At 69.9% G+C, this 15,102-nt stretch carries 14 protein-coding genes; 10 read left to right on the top strand and 4 right to left on the bottom strand.

Going from position 1 to position 15,102, the window contains the following annotated elements; translation table 11 throughout:
* Positions 1–31: 31 nt before the first annotated feature.
* The 6 genes from DDE18_RS16805 (at position 32) to DDE18_RS16785 (ending at position 5,818) form a co-directional block, all read left to right on the top strand.
* Entirely contained in the window at positions 32–1,174 is a 1,143-nt protein-coding gene (locus DDE18_RS16805) for an alcohol dehydrogenase catalytic domain-containing protein (protein WP_116573418.1), read from the top strand.
* On the top strand, positions 1,116–1,631 hold the full coding sequence (locus tag DDE18_RS16800) for an acyl-CoA thioesterase (protein WP_245916793.1): 516 nt from the start codon (positions 1,116–1,118) through the stop codon (positions 1,629–1,631). Before DDE18_RS16805 ends, DDE18_RS16800 begins: the two co-directional genes overlap by 59 nt.
* A gap of 5 nt (positions 1,632–1,636) precedes the next feature.
* Positions 1,637–1,885: an acyl-CoA dehydrogenase family protein gene (locus DDE18_RS23760; RefSeq protein WP_245916791.1), complete on the top strand. Its 249-nt coding sequence runs from the start codon at positions 1,637–1,639 to the stop codon at positions 1,883–1,885.
* Between the two features lie 48 nt (positions 1,886–1,933).
* On the top strand, positions 1,934–2,794 hold the full coding sequence (locus DDE18_RS23755; protein ID WP_425437579.1) for an acyl-CoA dehydrogenase family protein: 861 nt from the start codon (positions 1,934–1,936) through the stop codon (positions 2,792–2,794).
* A 66-nt stretch (positions 2,795–2,860) separates the two neighbouring features.
* Positions 2,861–4,297 carry an NAD-dependent succinate-semialdehyde dehydrogenase gene (locus tag DDE18_RS16790; RefSeq protein WP_116573417.1) on the top strand — a complete coding sequence of 479 codons (1,437 nt, stop codon included), beginning with the start codon at positions 2,861–2,863 and terminating at the stop codon, positions 4,295–4,297.
* 153 nt (positions 4,298–4,450) lie between these two features.
* Positions 4,451–5,818 carry an MFS transporter gene (locus DDE18_RS16785; RefSeq protein ID WP_116573416.1) on the top strand — a complete coding sequence of 456 codons (1,368 nt, stop codon included), beginning with the start codon at positions 4,451–4,453 and terminating at the stop codon, positions 5,816–5,818.
* 388 nt (positions 5,819–6,206) lie between these two features.
* Here DDE18_RS16785 and DDE18_RS16780 read toward each other — a convergent pair whose 3' ends face one another.
* A complete protein-coding gene (locus DDE18_RS16780; protein WP_211754595.1) occupies positions 6,207–7,172 on the bottom strand; it encodes a site-specific integrase in 966 nt (321 codons plus the stop codon).
* 575 nt (positions 7,173–7,747) lie between these two features.
* Between DDE18_RS16780 and DDE18_RS16775 the strand changes: the two genes are divergently transcribed.
* Both DDE18_RS16775 and DDE18_RS16770 read left to right on the top strand, forming a co-directional pair.
* Positions 7,748–9,739 carry a thioredoxin domain-containing protein gene (locus DDE18_RS16775; protein WP_116573415.1) on the top strand — a complete coding sequence of 664 codons (1,992 nt, stop codon included), beginning with the start codon at positions 7,748–7,750 and terminating at the stop codon, positions 9,737–9,739.
* A gap of 36 nt (positions 9,740–9,775) precedes the next feature.
* Complete coding sequence (locus DDE18_RS16770; protein ID WP_116573414.1) at positions 9,776–10,696, top strand: DUF1353 domain-containing protein; 921 nt, start codon at positions 9,776–9,778, stop codon at positions 10,694–10,696.
* 6 nt (positions 10,697–10,702) lie between these two features.
* On the opposite strand, the gene trhA is transcribed toward DDE18_RS16770, so the two are convergent.
* From trhA to DDE18_RS16755, 3 genes are read right to left on the bottom strand one after another with little or no spacing between them, the layout of a single operon-like run.
* The gene (gene trhA, locus DDE18_RS16765; RefSeq protein ID WP_116573413.1) at positions 10,703–11,425 is read right to left on the bottom strand and encodes a PAQR family membrane homeostasis protein TrhA; all 723 of its coding nucleotides are present in this window, start codon (positions 11,423–11,425) and stop codon (positions 10,703–10,705) included.
* A 58-nt stretch (positions 11,426–11,483) separates the two neighbouring features.
* Positions 11,484–11,969, bottom strand: a complete 486-nt coding sequence (locus tag DDE18_RS16760; protein ID WP_116573412.1) for a DUF421 domain-containing protein — start codon at positions 11,967–11,969, stop codon at positions 11,484–11,486.
* On the bottom strand, positions 11,969–12,508 hold the full coding sequence (locus tag DDE18_RS16755) for a hypothetical protein (protein ID WP_116573411.1): 540 nt from the start codon (positions 12,506–12,508) through the stop codon (positions 11,969–11,971). The genes DDE18_RS16760 and DDE18_RS16755 overlap by 1 nt, the downstream gene beginning before the upstream one ends.
* A 67-nt stretch (positions 12,509–12,575) precedes the next feature.
* Between DDE18_RS16755 and DDE18_RS16750 the strand changes: the two genes are divergently transcribed.
* Complete coding sequence (locus DDE18_RS16750; RefSeq protein ID WP_116573410.1) at positions 12,576–13,352, top strand: isoprenyl transferase; 777 nt, start codon at positions 12,576–12,578, stop codon at positions 13,350–13,352.
* A gap of 362 nt (positions 13,353–13,714) precedes the next feature.
* Positions 13,715–15,055, top strand: a complete 1,341-nt coding sequence (gene phoH2, locus DDE18_RS16745; protein ID WP_116573576.1) for an RNA 5'-3' helicase PhoH2 — start codon at positions 13,715–13,717, stop codon at positions 15,053–15,055.
* Positions 15,056–15,102 lie beyond the last annotated feature (47 nt).

Here is a 15,102-nt window from a genome sequence, read left to right as displayed (position 1 = left end):
CCCAGCCCCCCGCACCTGAAAGGTCCCTCCCGTGAAGATCACAGGCGCCGTGCTGCGCTCCTCGCCGGCCGCTACGCCCTATCGCGACACCCAACCTCTCGATGTCACCACAGTGGAGCTCGACGAGCCCGCCTCCGGAGAGATCTTGGTTCGAATCGAAGCGGCCGGGGTCTGCCACTCCGACCTGTCGGTCATCGACGGCAACCGACCGCGGCCGCTGCCGATGCTCCTCGGTCACGAAGCCGCTGGTGTTGTGCAAGCGATCGGTGACGGCGTCCGCAACGTCCAGGTCGGCGATCATGTCGTGCTCGTGTACGTGCCCAGTTGCGGGACCTGCCGGTTCTGCGTCTCCGGCAAGCCCGCTTTGTGCACCACGGCGATTGCGGCCAACGGCGCCGGCGACCTGATCGGTGGCGGCACGCGACTCCACGCTGGTGCCGAGGAGGTGCGCCACCACCTCGGGGTTTCCGCCTTTGCCACGCACGCGGTGGTTGACCGCTCCTCCGTGGTGGTCGTCGACAGAGACGTGCCACTGGAGACGGCCGCCCTGTTCGGATGCGCCATGCTCACCGGCTACGGCGCCGTCAACCACACCGCCGGTGTGCGGCCAGGTGAGTCCGCTGTGGTGTTCGGACTCGGAGGCGTCGGTCTGGCAGCCGTCATGTCGGCAAGCGCCGTGGGCGCCTGGCCGGTTGTCGCCGTGGATCCCGTTGCGGAGAAGCAGCAGCTGGCACTGCAGGTGGGAGCAAGTCACGCCTGCGCCCCCGACGAGCTCGACGAACTGAAGGAGAAGGTCGCCCCCGAGAAGTTCGATTGGGCCTTCGAAGCGGTCGGGTCGACGAAGGTCTTCGAAGCGGCCTTTGCGGTCACTGGCCGCGGAGGCGGAACCGTCTCCGCGGGCCTTCCGCACCCCTCAGCGGTCCTGCGACTGCCTGCCCTCAGCATCGTGGCGGAGAACCGGCGCGTTCTCGGGTCGTACATGGGCACCGCCCAGCCTGCGGTCGACATCCCGGCCATGATCGCCCTCTGGCGAGCCGGCCGGCTCCCGGTCGACCGCTTGATCTCTGCGGAGATGCCGCTGGACCACATCAACGACGCGATGGACGAACTCGCGTGTGGTCGCGCCGTGCGCCAGATCATCCGCCCACATCGACTCCCGGAGGCGAGCGCATGACGTCCCCCGCCCCAACCGCGAGGGCTTCGGCGTCTTTTACCCGATCACGCCGCGGTGGAACGACAACGACCAATACGGGCACATCAACAACGTCATCTACTACGAGTACTTCGACACCGCGGTCAACGGCTGGCTCACCGACCAGTGCGGCCGTGTGACCGACCTCGACGCCCTCGGCGTGGTCGCCGAGACGGGTTGCCGGTACCTCAACTCCGCGTCGTTCCCCGAACCTCTCGAGGTCGGTATGGCCGTCCTGAGACTGGGTCGTTCGAGCGTCACCTACCAGCTTGCTGTCTTTCCCCGCGGAGGTCACCAGCCGCACGTCGTCGGGCACTTCGTCCACGTCTACGTCGACCCGCACTCCCGCAGGCCGACCGAAGTCCCGGCGAGGGTCGCCGCGGCAGTCGGCACCCTCCTTGCAACTGACCTCAGCGTTCACGAGCTGGCCTCGAGGTGACCTCCATGTTGGTGACCCGCCTACTTCCCGGGCCCGAGTTCGAGGACCTGTTCGCGACCGTCTCTGCATTCGCGTCACGCGAACTCGAACCCCTTGTGGCCGAGGCCGAGGAGAACGCGCGCTTTCCGCGTGACACCTTTCGGCAACTCGGCAAGCTCGGCGTGCTGTCGCTGCCCCACGACGAGGAATACGGCGGCAGTGAACTGGCCGACGAGCTAAGCCTGCAAGTCGTGGAGGAACTCGCCCGCACCTAGGCCACCGTCGGCGTTGGTGTAACGGTTCACTGGGCCAGCGTCCACCCACTGTGGAAATGGGGCAGCCACGACCAGCGCAAACGCTGGCTGCCCGATCTGATCCGCGGGGACCTCCTCGGCGCCTACTGCCTGTCTGAAGCCGAAGCCGGGTCCGACCCTGGTGCCATGAAGACAACCGCCGTCCGGGATGGGGACGAGTACGTCATCAGCGGGGTAAAGACCTGGATCACCCACGGCGGCGAGGCCGACTTCTACACCGTCATGGCCCGCACGTCTGACGAAGGCTCGAAGGGGATCAGCTGCTTCCTGCTGCCGGGGGACGCCCCGGGCATCTCTGCCGCCGCGCCCGAACGCAAGATGGGCCTCAACGGCTCGCGTACTTCGCAAGTGTCCTTCGATAAGGTGCGCGTCAGTGCGGACCGGCGCATCGGTGACGAAGGCCGCGGGCTTGCCATCGCTCTCGACGCCCTGGACACCGGGCGGCTCTGCATCGCCGCCGTCGCCACCGGAGTGGCCCAGGCCGCCCTCGACTATGCCAGCCAGTACGCCAACGATCGGGTCCAGTTCGGCAAACCGATCATCGACTTCCAGGGTGTCTCGTTCATGCTCGCCGACATGTCGGCCCGCATCTCCGCGTCGCGTGCGCTCTACATCGACGCCGCCCGCCGCAAGGACCTCGGCATGGAATTCGGGCGCCACGCTGCCGAGGCCAAGCTGTTCGCCTCCGACACCGCCATGGCGGTCACCACCGACGCCGTCCAGGTGTTCGGCGGTGCTGGCTACACCCGGGACTACCCCGTCGAACGACTGATGCGCGAAGCGAAGATCATGCAGATCTTCGAGGGGACAAACCAGATCCAGCGGCTCGTCATCGGACGCCACTACCGCGAACGCCACTCCTCCAGCTGATCCCAATGGGCCGGGCGCCTTCGAGGCCCCCATGAACCTTGCACCACTTCTCGACAGGAGTGACCCATGACCATCGACCAGCTCTCCCCGGACCGCGGAGCGTGGATCGCAGGCGAGTGGCGCCACACCAGCGACGTGACGCCCGTGATCAACCCATCCACCGGTGACCAGCTGGCCGAGGTCGCCAACGCCGGAGTTGAGGAGATGAAGGCCGCGGTCGACGCCGCCAGCGAGGCCCTCTCCTCCTGGAGCGCGACCCCGCCTCGGACGCGGGCGGAGGTGCTGCGGACGGCCTACGAACTCACAGTCGCGCGCACAGACGACATCGCGATGCTCATGTCCCTCGAGATGGGCAAGACCCTTCCCGACGCGCGCGCCGAAGTCGCGTACGCCGCGGAATTCTTCCGCTGGTTCGGCGAGCAGGCCGCGCAGATCGGAGGGGAGTTCCGCACAAGTCCCTCCGGGGCGGCGAAGATCCTCACCAGCAGGAAACCCGTGGGCGTCTGCCTTCTCGTCACTCCGTGGAACTTCCCGGCAGCGATGGCCACACGGAAAATCGCCCCCGCGCTTGCCGCAGGCTGCACCCTCGGTCTCAAGCCAGCCGCCGAGACGCCCCTGACCGCGCTCCTGCTAGCCCGATTGCTCGACGACGCCGGCCTACCGAGGGGCGTAGTCAATGTGGTCACCACGGAGAATCCCGGACCCGTCGTCGGCGCTGCACTGGACGACAATCGGGTCCGCAAGCTCTCCTTCACCGGCTCGACCACCGTCGGACGCGCCCTGCTCGAGCGTTCAGCCACGAACGTGATTCGCACGTCGATGGAGCTCGGTGGCAACGCCCCCTTCGTGGTCCTTCCGGACGCCGAGGTCGAGGACGCGGTCGAAGGTGCGCTCATCGCCAAGATGCAAAACGGTGGCCAGGCATGCACCGCCGCCAACCGGTTCCTGGTCCACCGAGCCGTGGCCGATCAATTCTTGGACATCTTCAGTCACCGGTTGGCGGCGCTACGCATAGGCATGGCCTACCAGCCGGACACTCAGCTCGGCCCCATGATCACCGACCGCGCCGTCTCCGGCATCCAAGCGAAGGTCGCCGAGGCAGTCGCCCACGGCGCCACGGCGGACACACTGTCCTCCAGACCCGGCCGGGGCTACTTCCACCCGCCCACTGTCGTGACGGGAGTCGCTCCCGACAACCCGATCCTGCAGCAGGAGATATTCGGGCCGGTGGCGCCGATCGTCGTCGTGGACGACGAGGAAGAGGCCGTGCACCTGGCGAACGACACCGACGCAGGGCTCACGGCCTATGTCTATGGCTCTCTCTCCTCCGCACTTCGTGTTGCGGAGCAACTCGAAGTCGGCATGGTGGGCGTCAACCGTGGTCTGGTCTCCGACCCCGCGGCTCCCTTCGGTGGCGTCAAGAATTCAGGGCTAGGGCGCGAGGGAGGCCACGAGGGCCTGGCCGAATACCAGGAGACGTCCTACATGTCGGTGGCGTGGTAGCCCGCCCGGGTCATGGAAACGCACACCAAATCCAGGCCAGCAGTGTGAGTAAGTGACGTATATCTCGGCGCGCGGGACGACGAGGCTTAGTCCAAGCACCGCGCCACGGGCGCACCGGGGCGTTGAGTCTCAGCATCGAAAGGGTCTTTGAACATGAGTAGCGTCAGACAAGCCGACAGGAACTCGATGCGGCGGGTCGCCACCGCAGGTTGTATCGGCACGACCATCGAGTACTACGACTTCTTCATCTACGGCACGGCCGCGGCCCTGGTCTTCCCGACCGTCTTCTTCCCGGCCCTCGGCTCCACCGCCGGCACCGTGGCCTCCTTCGCCACCTTCGCCGTCGCGTTCGTCGCGCGTCCACTCGGAGCCATCATCTTCGGCCACTTCGGCGACGTACTCGGCCGCAAAGGCACGCTCATCACCACGCTGCTCCTCATGGGTTCCGCGACGGTGGCAGTCGGACTCCTTCCGTCCGCCGATTCGATCGGGGTCGTAGCCCCGATCTGCCTCGTCGTCCTTCGCTTCGCGCAGGGTCTCGCCGTGGGCGGTGAATGGGCCGGAGCCAACCTGCTCACCGCCGAGTACGCGCCAGCCGGCCGACGAGGCTTCTACGCCGTCTTCCCCCAACTTGGCGGCTCGCTCGGCTTCGCCTTGTCCAGCGCGACCTTCCTGGCGACAGACAAGATCATCGGTAACAGTGACGAGGCATTTCTCTCCTACGGGTGGCGCATCCCGTTCATCGCCAGCGCCGTCCTCGTGCTCATCGGGCTTTGGGTGCGAGGGACCATCGATGAGACGCCGGTCTTCCGAGCGGAGCAGGAAGCGACCCGATCGACCAAGCGCACTTCTCCCTTCGCCGGCGTGCTTCGCGATCAGTGGCGCGAGGTGCTGCTCTCCGCCGGCCTCATGGGGGTCCAGTTCGCACTCTTCTACGTGGGCGCCGCCTACCTCACTTCCTACGGCACCGCCGTCGCTGGTATCGAGCGCGGAACCGTTCTCGCCATGGGCATCGTCGCTGCACTTGTTGCGGCCTGTTTCGTGTTCCTGGGCGGCAAGCTGTCAGACCGGTACGGCCGTCGCCGGATCATCATGGGAACAAGCGCCGCGGCGGGCGTCTGGGCATTCGTCATGTTCCCGCTCGTGGACACGGGTAGCGGCTTCGCGTTCGGCGTTGCACTGGCGGGCACACTTGCCCTCTACGGCCTCGCCTACGGACCGGTGGGAGCGTTCCTCCCCGAGCTCTTCGCCACCCGATACCGCTACACCGGGGCCGGCACGGGCTACAACCTCGGCGGCATCATCGGCGCCGCAATCCCACCGCTCCTGGCGCCTGTCTTGGCCGACGCGATGGGCGGTGTCGCCGTCGGGGCGATGCTCGCCATTTTGGCACTCGTCAGCGTCGCGTGCACCTGGGCCCTGGCAGAAACGTCGAGTCGCCGCACTCTGCGGGATGAGGACCTCCTTGAGATGCCTTCGTCGAGCGGCCTTGGCAACGGCATCACGAAGCCAGCGGTCTGACAGCAAGATTGTTCAAACCAGGCCCAGTCCGGACAAACGTTGGAGACTCTTCGTCGGCCTGTGCGTTGTCGGCGGAGCCGGAGCCACCCGCGTCGACTGAGGAGCGGCCTCACTGGGTGAGGCCGCTCCTGACCGTGCTAGGGAGTCCTGGTCCAGTTGGGTGGTGGATTCGAGCGGCTGCCAGAAACCGGTCACTTAGACTCCGCCGCGGTCCCATGGCGACCCGCTAAACTCCGAGTTGGCCGCGAGGTCTCTCCGCGTAAACCCGAGGAGATCCCCGATCTTCCAGGCCTTTCCGTGGCGCCCGATCTCTTCCAGAGGGTTCCGGTTCAATTCCCGGTCCGCACACGATCGGGCTTCCCGTCCGGCGCGGGGCCTCATCAATGCGTCACAGCCTCGCCAGCCTCATGACCGAATCGCGCAGCGCGTCCTCGCCGGCACGGACATAGTGGTTCAGCACGGTGGTGAGCTTGTCCCCGAGGTATTGGGCGACAACCTCCCAGGGCTCGCCGAGCTCCTCGTGGAACCACCTGGTCGCGGCGTGGTGGCGGAGGTTGCGGTACACGATGGACCGCGGCCACGCGTTTTCCGGATCGTTCTCCTCGACCCACGTGCGGACGCGGTGCCAGCGCTCGTTGTGCATCTCGGGCTTGACGGGCAGGCCCGTGGCAGTGTCGACGAAGAGCCACAAGTCCTCTTCGGGTGGGACGGGGTAGTTCCACCAGGCGAGGTTCTTGTCCTTCTCCCGAACCGCCAGCGACGCCCGGCGCTCACGCTCGGCCTCCTGAGCATTGACGACCTGCTGCAGCGTCGCTTTGGCGGGCAGGTCGAGCAGCTCCTTGACGCGGGGGAGGAGCTCGTCGTGCATGAGCGACTTGGGGAGTGGCACCTCGTGGAGCGTGTGGTTCTTCACCGGGCCACGGAAGCCCGCCTGGCCGCGAGGCGTGATCCAGGAGCCGTTGACATGGACGTAGCCGCGCTCGAAGAAGACATCGATCGCGCGGAGGCCGTTCTGCTCACCGAGTCGAAGGCCGCCGAAGCCTGCGACGCGGATCTTGGTGCCGAACAGTGGCAGCCGGGTCAGCCGTGCGTCCGTTCCCTCCGGTCCGCACAGTGCGTCGGCCGCCGCGGCCATCGCGTTCACTTGCCGGGTCTCGGGTCGCAGCCTCGGGTCGATGTAGTGGGCCGTGGCGCCGTGCAGTATCGAGGCTCGCCCGATCTCCAGTCCGTCGAGCGGGTCGATCCTCCGGTCCAGCCAGTCGAGCCTCCAGGCCAGGTTGCGCAGCGCTGCCAGGCAGCCCCGCATGTCCTCCCTGCCGCGCGCGGAGTGGATCGTCTTCGAGGCATGGTCCATGACCTGGCGGCTGTGCTCGATCCGCCACCTGGCGACCGGAACGTGGCCGTTGGCCAGGAGGACGTGCGCGTTGAGCCGTGACTCGCGGCCCTGGATGGTGCGCGGGGCCTTGGCGCGCTTCTTGCTGTCCTCGATGTACTTGACGCCGAGCGCTTCGATCGTTCGGGCTGCGCAAAGGGGGCGCTGGCCGGCACCGCCTGCTCCGTGTCCAGCGCAGCCTCCGCCTGCGCGAAGATCTTGCGTGCCTCGGCCTCGGAATTGGCCCGGCGCAGCACCCGCTTCCACGGCTCTCCCTCGCCGGCGGGCGCCTTGAAGATCACCTGGTAACCGGTCCCACCCGGAGGCGGCGCGCGTAGAGGCGAACGCGCCTGGGCCACCAGAGCCATCCAGGCGACTGACCTTGCCCTGCGCGAGCAGCGTTGACTTCGGCGTGCCGCCATCGTGACCGCCCTCCTACGCTGGGACGAGGAGCACTTCACGGCCCGCAGCTCTGAGGGGCCAGAAGTGGAATTTGTATCAGGGATTTGTGTCATCGAGGCCCGGTGATGCAAACACCACTGGAACGGAGTGCGCAGATGGCGAATCGGCTCGCGGACTCGACCAGCCCCTACCTCCAGCAGCACGCCGACAACCCGGTCGACTGGCGGGAGTGGGGCGAGGAGGCCTTCGCGGAGGCCCGGCGCCGCGGCCTACCCATCCTGCTGAGCGTCGGCTACGCCGCCTGCCACTGGTGCCACGTGATGGCGCACGAGTCGTTCGAGGACGAGGCCACGGCGGAGTACCAGAACGAGCACTTCGTCAGCATCAAGGTCGACCGGGAGGAGCGGCCCGACGTCGACGCCGTCTACATGCAGGCCACCACCGCGATGACCGGGCACGGCGGCTGGCCGATGACCTGCGTGCTCGACCACGACGGCAACCCGTTCTTCGCCGGCACCTACTTCCCCGACCAGCCGCGCCACGGCCAGCCGTCCTTCCGCCAGGTGCTCGAGGCGCTCGCGGACGCGTGGCAGGAGCGGCCCGACGACGTACGCCGGACGGCCGAGCAGGTGCGCGAGCACCTCCGCCGCGAGGCCGCCCTCGTGCCCGGGGCCGTGGACGCCCGCACCCTCGACCAGGCCGTCGACGTGCTCGCCGGCGAGTTCGACCCGATGGCCGGGGGGTTCGGCGGGGCGCCGAAGTTCCCGCCGTCGATGGTGCTGGAGTTCCTGCGCCGCTACGTCGGCAGGCCGCGGCCGGAGGGCCTCGACGACGAGGGCAGCCACCGGGTCCGCCAGGCCGCGCACATGCTGGCGCGCACCGTGCAGGCGATGGCGGGCAGCGGGATGTACGACCAGCTCGGCGGCGGCTTCGCCCGCTACGCCGTGGACCGCGGCTGGGTGGTGCCGCACTTCGAGAAGATGCTCTACGACAACGCCCTGCTGCTCGGCGTCTACGCCCGGCTCGGCACCGACCTCGGCGACCGGATCGCGCGCGAGACCGCCGAGTTCATGCTGCGCGAGCTGCGAACGCCCGAGGGGGGCTTCGCCTCCGCCCTGGACGCGGACACCGAGGGCGTGGAGGGGAAGTTCTACGCCTGGACCCCCGCCCAGCTCGTCGAGGCGCTCGGGGACGAGGACGGCGCCTGGGCGACCGAGCTGCTCGGCGTCACCGTCGAGGGCACCTTCGAGCACGGTACGTCGACGCTCCAGCTGCGCCACGCCCCCGACGACCCCGAGCGGTGGGCCCGGCTGCGTGCCCGGCTGCTGGAGGTGCGCGAGGAGCGGGTGCGCCCGGCGCGCGACGACAAGGTGGTCGCGGCCTGGAACGGCCTCGCCGTCAGCAGCCTCGTGGCCGCGGCCCAGCGGCTCGACGAGCCGGCCTTCCTGGACGCGGCCCTCGCCGCCGGGACGCTGCTGCGCGACCTGCACCTGCGGGGCGGTCGCCTCAGGCGGGTCTCCCGCGACGGCGTCGTCGGCGAGGCAGACGGGGTGCTCGAGGACCTCGGCTGCGTCGCCGCGGCCTTCGTCGACCTCGCGGCCGCCACCGCCGACGCCGCCTGGCTGGAGCCGGCCAGGCTGCTGCTCGACGACGCGCTGGCCCGGTTCCGCGCCGACGACGGCGGCTTCCACGACACCGGCTCCGACGCCGAGGCGCTCGTCGCCCGCCCGCGCGACCCCTCCGACAACGCCTCGCCGAGCGGGCTGTCCAGCACGATCCACGCGCTCGTCTCGTACGCCGCGCTCACGGCCGAGGACGCCTACCGCACCGCCGCCGAGGAGGCCCTGGCGACGGTGTCCTCGCTGATGGCCCGGGCGCCCCGGTTCGCCGGGTGGTCGCTCGCCGCCGCGGAGGCGATGCTCGACGGACCGCGCGAGGTCGCCGTGGTGGGCCGGCCGGGACCCGAGCGCGACGCCCTGGCGCGTGCCGCCCGGGCCCTGCCGGGAGCCCTGGTGGTCGTGGCCGAGCCCGGTGCCAGCGGGATCCCGCTGATGCGCGAGCGTGGCGAGGTCGGCGGCGCCCCCGCGGCGTACGTCTGCCGACACCACGTCTGCGCCGCCCCGGTGACGGACCCGGCGGCGCTGTAGCGCGACGGTGTCCCTGCTCGCTGCCACAGTGGTGGCATGCGAGCTCGGGTGCTGGAGGAGCAGGTGCGTGTCGAGGCACGCAGGTTCTACGACGGGGGCGCGCTCCCCGACGGTGACTCGCCGGAGGTGCCGCCCGCTCCCGGCCACGCGCCACGCATCGTGCTCGAGCGGCACGCGGAGCAGGAGATCGAGGTGTTCAGCATGGAGCGCCGGCTGGCCTACCTCGACCGCCACCTCGGCGAGCTGCTCGTGCCGGCCGCCCGGGGGTTCCGCACCGACCTGACGTCGGTGCCCGCGCTGTTCACCTGGCTGGTGCCCAAGACCGGGGCCCACCTGCCGGCGGCGCTGCTTCACGACGGCCTGGTCGGCGGGGAGGACGGCGCGTCCTACGTCTCCACCGAGGGCCATCGGCTGTCCCGCGTCGAGGCCGACCGGGTGTTCCGCGACGCGATGGCCGACACCGGCACCGGGGTGGTGCGGCGCTGGATCGTGTGGTCCGCCGTGACCCTGGCGACGATCTTCGTCGGCTCCGGCACGGCACGCACGGCATGGGGCCGGTGGGCGCTGCGCGCGGGGGTGGGCGCGACGCTGCTCCTGATCGTGCACCTCGGCTACAGCGCCACCGCCGACCTCTTCGACCGCAGCTGGCCGCTGGCGTGGCAGGTGCCGTGGATGGGCGACCGGTCGTGGTGGGTCGAGGTGGCGGGTGGGCTGGCCGCTGCCATCGTGGTCCCGCTGGTGCTGTGCGCCGCCTGGGGGCGCTTCTGGCCGGCCGGGGCGATCGGCGGTGTGATGCTCGCGGTGCTGCTCCACGTCACCGTCGGCCTGGCGGTGATCACGCTGGGCTACCAGGCCGTCGAGTGGGTGGCGCGGCGCGCGCCGTGGGCAGCCAGGCTGCTGCTCGTCGGCGTGGTGACCGTGGCGCTGGCGACCTTCGCCTGGCTCGTCGGGAGCTGAGCCGGCTCAGCGCAGGGAGTAGGTCGCCAGCGAGACGCCGACGTAGTGGGCCACGAACGCGACGATCGTGAAGGTGTGGAACACCTCGTGGAAGCCGAACCAGCGCGGCCAGGGGTTGGGTCGCTTGGTGCCGTAGACGATGCCGCCGAGCGTGTAGAACGCCCCGCCGAGGATCACGAGCGCCATCACCGCGGTGCCCAGCCCCGCGCCGTACGACGCCATCGCGCCGCGGAAGAAGTCGCCGAAGAAGAACACCGGCGCCCAGCCGAGCGCGATGTAGATCGGGACCGAGAGCCCGCGGGGAGCCGAGGACCAGAACACCTTCGTGAGCACGCCGGCGATGGCTCCGCCCCAGCTGATGGCGAGCATCGTCCAGCGGTCGGCGCCCTCGAGAAGGAGCAGCGCGAACGGCGTGCAGGACCCGGCGATCAACAGGAAGATGTTGGAGTGGTCGAGGCGCTGCAGCACGGCGTGCACCCGGGGCGACCAGTGACCGCGGTGGTAGACCGCGGAGACCCCGAAGAGCAGCACGGCCGACAGCGTGAAGATCGCCGAGCCGGTGCGCGTCAGGTCGTCGGGAGAGAGCGCGATGAGCACGACGCCGGCGGCCAGCGTCAGCGGGGCGGTGACCGCATGCAGCCAGCCGCGCAGGCGCGGCTTGACCTCGGCGATGACCCCGTCGACGCGGTCGCCGAGGTCGTCGAGGCGGTGGCGCAGCATGTCGTTCATCCAGATCAGGTTACGGGACCGTAGGTCAGGAGGCCACGGTTCCGGCGGGAGTGACGCGTCACTGGACCTCCTGGTCGTCGCGCGAGCCGTCCTTTCCCCGCGGCGCGTCGTGGGTGAAGAAGGAGAACGCACCGTCGGTCTCCAGGACGCACATCTCGATGTCGGAGAGCCGGCGGATGCCCTTCTCGCGCGCGGCCTCGTGGAGGTCGCCCAGGGTCAGCTGCTCGCTGTGGAGGACGTCGAGCAGAGGCTCGCCGTCGCGGACGACGATGCGTGCGCGGCCGCCGATCCACGGCTGCAGGGCCGGGAACCGCAGGTTGGCGAGGCTGAGCACCAGGCTGGCCACCGTGAACGTCGACACCGCGATGAGGGCCGCGGTGAGGGAGTAGTCCTCCTGCACGACGCCCTGGGCGACCAGGTCGCCGACCGTGACGAGCAGCAGCATGTCGAACGCGGAGAGCTGCGCGACCTCGCGCTTGCCGCCCACGCGGACGACGAGCCAGAGGAAGACGAAGATGACCAGCGCGCGGATCAGGATGTCCATCAGGGCAGCCTCCAGACGGTGAACTCCGTGGTCAGGACCGGCTCGTCCTCGACCAGCACCGAGACCTCGCAGTCGTCGACCTCGCCGAACTTGCCAGGCGCTGTGCGGGCGTCGAGGCTCACCTCGAGCACCTCCCCGCGGGGCGGCGGGTCGAACTCGTAGACCACGTAGGGCGGCGACGACGTCTCGGCCGCGGGGTTGGGATACCAGTTCTGGAAGTCGAGGTCGTCGAACAGGTCGTCGCACAGGCGCACCTGGACGGTCTTCCCGAAGCCGGCGAACGCCTCGATCCTCAGGTGCAGGGGCGCGGGCTGGCCGGCTCGGGTGGTCTGCGCGTGCTCGACGTGGAGCCGCCAGCTGCCCGACTCGACCGACTGCTCGGCGGTCCGCGCGCCGAGCAGGCCGAGCGCCGCGGCGACCAGAATCGCGACCAGCAACGCCTGGCCCGCCCAGCGGCCCAACCGGGCGGCCGGGCGGGGCGGCGAGTCGCGCAGGTCGCTGGTCGTCTCGTCCCGGCCGAGCAAGGGATGGTGCTTCACCCACCCACCATGCTCTGCCTCGCTGGTTGTCGCGAGGCGGCGCGCCGCTGCGGGCTACGATCGGCCGGTGACCACGTGGAAGGACGCTGTGCGCCGGATCCTCTACCCGGCGTACGAGGCTCGCGTGGTCAAGTTCCTCCCGAGCGACCGCATCCCCAAGCACGTGGGCGTGATGCTCGACGGCAACCGGCGCTGGGCCAAGGCGGTCGGCCTCGACACCGCGGGCGGCTACCGGGCCGGTGCGGACAACATCCGTCCGCTGCTGGGCTGGTGCGAGGAGGTCGGCGTCGAGGTGGTCACGCTGTGGCTGCTCTCGACCGACAACCTCAACCGCCCGCCCGAGCAGCTCGAGGGCCTGCTGCGGATCATCGAGGGCGCGGTCGACTCGCTCGCCGCGGAGCGCCGCTGGCGGATCCACCCGGTCGGCGCCCTCGACCTGCTGCCCGACTCCACGGCGTCGCGGCTCAAGGCGGCCGAGGCCGCCACCGGGGACATCGACGGGATCCTGGTGAACATCGCGGTCGGCTACGGCGGCCGGCGCGAGATCGCCGACGCGGTCCGCTCGCTCCTCCAGGAGCAGGCCGGCAGGGGGATGACGCTCGAGGAGCTCGCCGACGTCATCGACGTCGAGCACATCGCCGACCACCTCTACACCAAGGGCCAGCCGGACCCCGACCTGGTGATCCGCACGTCGGGGGAGCAGCGGCTCGGCGGCTTCCTGCTCTGGCAGAGCGCGCACTCGGAGTTCTACTTCTGCGAGGCGCTGTGGCCCGACTTCCGGCGGGTCGACTTCCTCCGTGCCATCCGGGCGTACGCCGAGCGCGAGCGCCGGTTCGGTTCCTGAGGTGCTCGGCCACGGAGCGTTCACCCCGAGTTCGGGCGTGTCGCGGGGTTTGTCGCACGTCGCGGCGTACCGTCTTAGTCACCGGCGGGTGGGGAAGCCCGCCGTATCGGGAGGCCCGTTCGTGAAAACTCACGACTCGACGCACGACACTCCGGGAGCGCTGGCGCCCCCGGACAGCGTGCAGGGGGGCCGGCACTCCGGCCTTCGGGCCCAGCGTCGAGGAGCAGTGCTCCGCGGGGCGGCCCGGTCCATCTGCTGAAGTCTGGGCCGGGCGAGGAGTGCACGCGCGGACCCGAAAAGGGGTAGTCGTAGCCGTGGCCGCCAAGTCAACTCCACGCAGCTCCGTACGGTCCGAGACAGTCCTGCCCGAGACAGCCCAGTCCGAGGCGCCTCGTCAGGACGCTGCGCAGCACCGCACGTACGTCCTCGACACCAGCGTCCTGCTGGCGGACCCCGGTGCGCTCAAGCGCTTCGCCGAGCACGAGGTCGTGCTGCCGGTGGTCGTGATCACCGAGCTCGAGGGCAAGCGGCACCACCCCGAGCTGGGCTTCTTCGCCCGGTCTGCCCTGCGGATGCTCGACGAGCTGCGGATCTCCCACGGCCGGCTCGACACCCCGGTGCCGGTCGGCGACGAGGGCGGGTCCGTGCGGGTCGAGCTCAACCACACCGACCCCGAGGCGCTGCCGTCGGGCTTCCGGCTGGGCGACAACGACACCCGCATCCTCGCGGTGGCGCGCAACCTCGCCAACGAGGGCCGCCGCGTCACCCTGGTCTCCAAGGACCTGCCGCTGCGCATCAAGGCCAGCGCGGTCGGGCTGGACGCCGAGGAATACCGCGCCGAGGCGATCAGCGACTCCGACACCGGCTACACCGGCATGACCGAGCTCGACGTCGCGGCCGCGGACCTCGACGAGCTCTACGACGACGGCGTGGTCGACCTCGAGGCAGCCCGCTCCCTGCCCTGCCACACCGGGCTCGTGCTGCTCTCCGACAGGGGTACGGCGCTGGGCCGGGTGGGTCCGGACAAGCACGTCCACCTCGTGCGCGGCGACCGGGAGGTCTTCGGCATCCACGGCCGCTCGGCCGAGCAGCGGATCGCGCTGGAGATGCTGCTCGACCCGGAGGTCGGCATCGTGTCCCTCGGCGGCCGGGCCGGCACGGGCAAGTCGGCGCTCGCGCTGTGCGCCGGCCTGGAGGCCGTGATGGAGCGGCGCCAGCACAAGAAGGTCGTGGTGTTCCGGCCCCTGTTCGCGGTCGGCGGGCAGGAGCTCGGCTACCTGCCGGGCTCGGAGTCGGAGAAGATGTCGCCCTGGGCACAGGCGGTGTTCGACACCCTGGGGGCACTGACCTCGACCGACGTGATCGACGAGGTGCTCGACCGGGGGATGCTCGAGGTCATGCCACTGACCCACATCCGCGGACGCTCGCTGCACGACGCCTTCGTCATCGTCGACGAGGCCCAGTCGCTGGAGCGCAACGTGCTGCTCACCGTGCTCTCGCGGATCGGCGCCAACTCCAAGGTCGTGCTCACCCACGACGTCGCCCAGCGTGACAACCTGCGGGTCGGGCGGCACGACGGCATCGTGGCGGTGGTCGAGAAGCTCAAGGGCCACCCGCTCTTCGCCCACGTGACGCTGACCCGCAGCGAGCGCTCACCGATCGCAGCTCTCGTCACGGAGATGCTGGAGAACGTGACGCTGTGACGGAGTCGGCAGCCCACGCTGGGTTGAGGTGACCTGTGGGGCTGGCG

The sequence above is a fragment of the Nocardioides gansuensis genome, assembly GCF_003076135.1.
GTDB classification, from domain to species: domain Bacteria; phylum Actinomycetota; class Actinomycetes; order Propionibacteriales; family Nocardioidaceae; genus Nocardioides; species Nocardioides gansuensis.
This window is presented reverse-complemented; position numbering and strand designations above follow the sequence as displayed.

Excerpts from the sequence above, each read along its gene's own strand:
- DDE18_RS23760 (WP_245916791.1), top strand. The coding sequence starts at position 1,637 with ATGTTGGTGACCCGCCTACTTCCCGGGCCCGAGTTCGAGGACCTGTTC.
- DDE18_RS16785 (WP_116573416.1), top strand. The coding sequence starts at position 4,451 with ATGAGTAGCGTCAGACAAGCCGACAGGAACTCGATGCGGCGGGTCGCC.
- trhA (WP_116573413.1), bottom strand. The coding sequence starts at position 11,425 with ATGAACGACATGCTGCGCCACCGCCTCGACGACCTCGGCGACCGCGTC.
- DDE18_RS16775 (WP_116573415.1), top strand. The coding sequence starts at position 7,748 with ATGGCGAATCGGCTCGCGGACTCGACCAGCCCCTACCTCCAGCAGCAC.
- DDE18_RS16760 (WP_116573412.1), bottom strand. The coding sequence starts at position 11,969 with ATGGACATCCTGATCCGCGCGCTGGTCATCTTCGTCTTCCTCTGGCTC.
- DDE18_RS16780 (WP_211754595.1), bottom strand. The coding sequence starts at position 7,172 with ATGGACCATGCCTCGAAGACGATCCACTCCGCGCGCGGCAGGGAGGAC.
- DDE18_RS16790 (WP_116573417.1), top strand. The coding sequence starts at position 2,861 with ATGACCATCGACCAGCTCTCCCCGGACCGCGGAGCGTGGATCGCAGGC.
- DDE18_RS16770 (WP_116573414.1), top strand. The coding sequence starts at position 9,776 with ATGCGAGCTCGGGTGCTGGAGGAGCAGGTGCGTGTCGAGGCACGCAGG.